Source organism: Arthrobacter sp. I3, from assembly GCF_000520575.1.
Lineage (GTDB): Bacteria > Actinomycetota > Actinomycetes > Actinomycetales > Micrococcaceae > Arthrobacter > Arthrobacter humicola_A.
Window position 1 is genome coordinate 94876 of sequence record NZ_KI914976.1, and the last position, 5122, is coordinate 99997.

Annotated in this window: 5 protein-coding genes and 1 pseudogene; 2 read left to right on the top strand and 4 right to left on the bottom strand. The window is 66.6% G+C overall.

Features of this window, described 5'->3' with window-relative positions; all coding sequences use genetic code 11:
- From Y706_RS29905 to Y706_RS29040, 4 genes and pseudogenes are all read right to left on the bottom strand, one after another.
- Positions 1-289, bottom strand: a pseudogene (locus Y706_RS29905) (HNH endonuclease); the annotation flags it as partial.
- Between the two features lie 82 nt (positions 290-371).
- Positions 372-1325: a hypothetical protein gene (locus Y706_RS27250; protein WP_043437116.1), complete on the bottom strand. Its 954-nt coding sequence runs from the start codon at positions 1323-1325 to the stop codon at positions 372-374.
- Positions 1322-2062: a cytochrome b N-terminal domain-containing protein gene (locus tag Y706_RS27255; protein WP_084476333.1), complete on the bottom strand. Its 741-nt coding sequence runs from the start codon at positions 2060-2062 to the stop codon at positions 1322-1324. Before Y706_RS27255 ends, Y706_RS27250 begins: the two co-directional genes overlap by 4 nt.
- Positions 2059-2226, bottom strand: a complete 168-nt coding sequence (locus Y706_RS29040) for a hypothetical protein (RefSeq protein ID WP_156945231.1) — start codon at positions 2224-2226, stop codon at positions 2059-2061. Before Y706_RS29040 ends, Y706_RS27255 begins: the two co-directional genes overlap by 4 nt.
- 134 nt (positions 2227-2360) lie before the next feature.
- Here Y706_RS29040 and Y706_RS0122510 point away from each other — a divergent pair, with 134 nt between their 5' ends.
- Positions 2361-3053 carry a Maf family protein gene (locus tag Y706_RS0122510; RefSeq protein WP_028278339.1) on the top strand — a complete coding sequence of 231 codons (693 nt, stop codon included), beginning with the start codon at positions 2361-2363 and terminating at the stop codon, positions 3051-3053.
- A 180-nt stretch (positions 3054-3233) separates the two neighbouring features.
- Positions 3234-5054: an acetyl/propionyl/methylcrotonyl-CoA carboxylase subunit alpha gene (locus tag Y706_RS0122515; RefSeq protein WP_043437139.1), complete on the top strand. Its 1821-nt coding sequence runs from the start codon at positions 3234-3236 to the stop codon at positions 5052-5054.
- Positions 5055-5122: the final 68 nt, after the last annotated feature.

Consider the following 5122-nt stretch of genomic DNA (forward strand, 5'->3'; position numbering starts at 1 on the left):
GGACCCCGAGCCGGGCTTGTTCGCGGCGTTGGAGCAGGTCGAAGGCCGCGGCGAGCCGGGCCTGTTCCGCGGACGCGGCGGACTTCCTGTCTTCCAGTTCCCGGATCCGGTCAATGATCCCGGCACTGTCCGTGGGCGGACAGCCTAAACCCAGCGGTACAGCGGCCAGCCGGCCCGCCAAGGCCGCCTCTGCGGCGCCCGGAATGGCGGCGGCATCGCCCGCGGCGCGGCCGAAGCCGGCGTCGCCGTGTCCCGCCGGAGCCACTTCGGGCCCCTGATTGCCGTCCATGAATCCAGTGTTTCAGGGACCTCTGACAATAACGCGCCTGTACTCCTCAGCCGAAGCTAGGCGTCACGGATGACTGGCGGACTCAGCGGTTGCGGTAGTAGTCCTTCCAGATCAGGCGATGGAGGGGGATCACCCGCGGCAGCGACCGTAGTCCGGGGATGAACGGCAGCAGGGCCAGCAACGCCGTCAGCACGAACATCGTGACGACGACGAGGGCATCGGCATTAGGCGCGGACTTGAACGGTTCCACTTGGTAAAGGAGCGAGAAGAGCCACAACCAGGACTGCCCAGGCGTATCGCCGGTTTCGTTCATGACGCCCCACTGATCCCCGGAGAGGTGTTGGCTGGCCGCAAGATCCGGGAAGTAGCCGCCGTCGCCCAAAAAGAGGAGGCCGCGCGTGTAGTCCATGTTGTAGAAGTTTCCACCGTTCTGCAGCACGCCGTCCAAACTGCCTTGGCGCGCCATCTCCAGCAACGCTCCGGTCAGTGCAGGGACCGGGCCATAGTCGCCGTCGCCCACCTGTGCCGGGTCGTTATCCGGCGCAGCGGCAAGGGCGTCCGAATAGGCAGCTGCCCAGGCTGAGCGCTGCTGATCCGTGGCGGCCGTCCAGCTCGCCAGCTCTGCCGGCGGCGACGGCAGCGTCGCCAGCGGGGCGATCACGAAGTCATTGGCGGTATCAACCGGAAGGCGGAGGCCGGAAAGGCTTTGAAGGTCCACGGGGCCGATGTTCTGCGTCGCGTCCGGGGTCGAGTTGTAGGGCGGCCCGTATCCGGCAGTATCGCTGGTGCCGGCAAGCTCTTTCGCGGCGGTGCCAACGAAATCCGCGGGGGCGGCCGTGGCCCACGTCTTGAGGCTGACGCTGGGCTCATCAGGGGACCCGAAGATGGCGGACACACCGAACACGAGCACGCCGACCACCACAACGCCGATGATCAGTTCTTTGATGAGGTCATATTCGCGGACGCTGCCCGTCCAGGGCCGGCTGGCGACGTCGTCCGCATTCCGCCAGGAGGTACTTCTGTTTTTCCTGGTCATTGCACTGCACCCCCGGATTCTGTGCCCCTGGGTTCGGTGGCCTTCGGAGGTTCGGTGGCCTCCGGGCGGTTGCGAAGCAGCTGGGCGTCGGACTCCGCGGCATCCAGTGGAGGTGCAACGCCATGGACCCGGACCAGCAGGACGTGCAGGACCACCACAGCGCCCACGGCCAAGGGCAGCAGCGTGACGTGCCAGGTGAAGAGCTGACCGACGTTGGCCACATTGAACCAAGCGCCTACGCCGACCGCGTTCAGCGCATCCTTCGCTTCAAAGGCAATCCACTGCGAGTCGAAGTTCGTCTGGAGCAGATACCCGGTGAAGGCCGCCACGATGGAAACGACGAAGGAGATCACGCCGGTGATCCAGGTCAGAACCCGGCCCCCGCGCCAGGCCGCCATCCAGAATTTCAGCCACAGGTGCACCACCATAAAGATGAAGAAGAACTCCACGCTCCACAAATGCGTGCTGTTGACGAAACTCCCCAGCGAGGACACGTGATACCACTGGGGTCCGTTCAGTCCCAGCACAATCCCGGAAACGATGATCCACAGCAGGGACGCGATGGCCCCCATGCCGAATACGTACGCCCAGGATGCCACGAAGCTTGGCTGGTCCTCGGGCAAAAGTTTGTCCGGCGGAAGCTTCCTCAGGAGCCACCGGCGGGCCCTGCCGGTCAAGGTACGGGCGTCTGTTTCATCGACCTGCGCGCCGCGTCCCGGTGTTGCAGGGGCAGTCATTTCCGCCGCTTCCCTCCGGGAAAAGGCAGGACCAGGGCCAGGATGAACAAGATGATCATCACGACGATCACGATCAGATTTCCGGATTGGATGCTGAAACCGTCCCAGCCAAAATATGTTCCATCACCAACCATGCCAACGCTTGCCACGAGCCATCCAGACATGAGCTGCTCGATTCTTTTTAGGATGCCGGTTCAACTCCACCACTGTCAGGTAGCCGCAAACAGGGTCTTCTGCCCCGTCCAGGCGCCCTTCCGGGACCCGGTGTTGCTGTGCTGCGGTGGATTAGGCTGGATCAGTGACCCGCCTCATTCTTGCCTCCCAGTCCCCCGCCCGCACCAAGCTGCTCAGCCACGCCGGCATCGCCCACGAGGTCCTCGTCTCGGACGTCGACGAGGACGCCGTGCAGGCCCGCTACGGCGTGACGGATCCGCATGACACGGCTCTGTTGCTTGCCCGGGCCAAGGCAGAGGCCGTCGCCTCGCTGCCCGAGGCGGACGGCGCAATCGTGATCGGCTGCGACTCGGTCTTCGAGTTCGACGGCGAGGCCCACGGAAAGCCCTACACGGCCGACGTAGCCCGGGAGCGTATGCTCCGCATGAGCGGCAGCATGGGCGTCCTGCACACCGGCCACTGGCTCGTGGACTGCCGCGACACAGACACAGACTCAGAAGACGACGACGGCGACGTCACCGCGCGCGGCACCGGCGCCACCCTGGGCTCGGTGTCCTCGGCCGAGGTGCACTTCATGGAGATGAGCGCCGAGGAAATCGAAACCTACATCGCCACCGGCGAGCCGCTCCAGTGCGCCGGCTCCTTCACGATCGACGGCTACGGCGGGGCGTTCATCCGCAAGGTCGACGGCGATCCCCACACCGTCGTCGGGCTCTCCATCTCCACCCTGCGCGCCCTGCTCGGCCAGGCAAATGTGAGCATCACCGAGCTCTGGACCGGCGGGGCTGCGGACCCGGCGGACATCCGCGCCGAGTAACGACGGAATGCGTGGCGGAGTGAGCCAATTCGCCGCCCTTTGTGGCAAACCTACAAAGGAAGGGCCGTATACGCGCGGAATCCGCAAGTAATATCGGCGGAACCCTCAAAACCGCGCTAGGCTCCCTGAAGGAAAGAAGGAGACGCCTTGTCAGCAAATTCGGAGCAGTCCGCACCCACCGTGCCGGGATCAACACAGTCATCTACAGCCGCGGGCATCCGCCGGCTGACCAAGGTGCTGATCGCCAACCGCGGAGAAATTGCGGTGCGCATCATCCGCGCCGCCCGCGATGAAGGCATCGCGTCGGTGGCTGTCTACGCGGACCCCGATCGCGACGCGCTGCACGCCCGGCTCGCTGACGAGGCCTACGCGCTCGGTGGCAACACCGCCGCGGAGTCCTACTTGGTGATGGACAAGATCATCGACGTCGCCCGCCAGTCCGGCGCGGACGCCATCCACCCCGGGTACGGGTTCCTGGCCGAGAACGCCGAGTTCGCCGCCAAGGTGATCGATGCCGGCATTACGTGGATCGGCCCCTCCCCCGAAGCGATCTCTGCCCTGGGCGACAAGGTCCAGGCCCGCCACATTGCCGAGAAGGTCGGCGCCCCGCAGGTCCCCGGCACCGCCGACCCGGTCGAATCCGCCGAGGAAATCCTCGATTTCGTGGACAAGTTCGGCCTGCCCGTCGCCATCAAGGCGGCCTTCGGCGGCGGCGGACGCGGCATCAAGGTGGCCCGCACCCGAGAAGAAATCCCCGAACTCTTCGAATCCGCCGTGCGCGAGGCCACCGCCGCCTTCGGCCGCGGCGAGTGCTTCATTGAGCGCTTCCTGGACGCCCCGCGCCACGTCGAGACCCAATGCCTGGCCGACGCCCACGGCAACGTCGTGGTGGTCTCCACCCGCGACTGCTCGCTCCAGCGCCGGAACCAGAAACTCGTCGAGGAAGCCCCGGCCCCGTTCCTCACCGAGGAACAGAACCGCCGGCTCTACGAATCCTCCAAGGCCATCCTCAAGGAGGCCGGCTACCTCGGCGCAGGCACCTGCGAATTCCTCGTCGGCCAGGACGGCACCATCTCCTTCCTCGAAGTCAACACCCGCCTGCAGGTGGAGCACTGCGTCTCCGAGGAAGTCACCGGGATCGACCTCGTCCGCGAACAGTTCCGGCTGGCCCGCGGCGAGGAACTCGGCTACGGCGACCCGGAAGTCCGCGGCCACTCGATCGAATTCCGCATCACCGGCGAGGACCCGGGCCGGAACTTCATGCCCGCCCCCGGCACCATCACGGTACTGAAAAACCCCACCGGTCCCGGTATCCGCGTCGATTCCGGCGTGGAGCAGGGCGATGTCATCAGCGGCAACTTCGACTCCATGCTGTCCAAGCTGATCGTCACCGGCGCCACCCGCGCCCAGGCCCTGCAGCGCTCCCGGCGGGCACTGGAGGAAATGGTGGTGGAGGGCATCCCCACCGTCATCCCGTTCGACCTCGCGGTGGTTTCCAATCCCGATTTCGCACCGGCCGAAGGCCCCTTCAAGGTCCACACCCGCTGGATCGAGACGGCCTTCGTCAATGACATTCCGGCCTGGACCCCGACCGGCACCGAGGCTGAAGCGGCCGACGCCGGCGACCGCCAGCGCGTCGTCGTCGAGGTCGGCGGCAAGCGCCTGGAAGTCGTGCTGCCGGCGTCGCTGGGCTCCGTCAGCAACGCCGCAGGCGCCAAGCCGGCCAAGGCCAAGAAGCGCTCACGCGGTGGCGGCGCACCCGCGGCCGCGAGCGGCAACGCCCTGACCTCCCCCATGCAGGGGACCATCGTGAAGGTGGCCGTCGCCGAGGGTGACACGGTCGCCGAGGGCGATCTCGTCGTCGTGCTCGAGGCGATGAAGATGGAACAGCCGCTCACCGCACACCGCGCCGGGATCGTCATCGGCCTCGCCGCGGCAGCCGGCGAGACCGTGTCCGCCGGCGCCATCATTGCCATGATCGAGGACGGCGCCGCAGAGTAAGCGGCACACGGTACGGCGACGGCGGACGGCCGGCGCCGCTGGCGGCCGCGGGCGCGCCTCTGGCGCGT

Bases quoted from the DNA above. Each gene is read 5' to 3' on its own strand.
- Y706_RS27250 (WP_043437116.1), bottom strand. From the start codon at position 1,325: ATGACCAGGAAAAACAGAAGTACCTCCTGGCGGAATGCGGACGACGTC.
- Y706_RS27255 (WP_084476333.1), bottom strand. From the start codon at position 2,062: ATGACTGCCCCTGCAACACCGGGACGCGGCGCGCAGGTCGATGAAACA.
- Y706_RS29040 (WP_156945231.1), bottom strand. From the start codon at position 2,226: ATGTCTGGATGGCTCGTGGCAAGCGTTGGCATGGTTGGTGATGGAACA.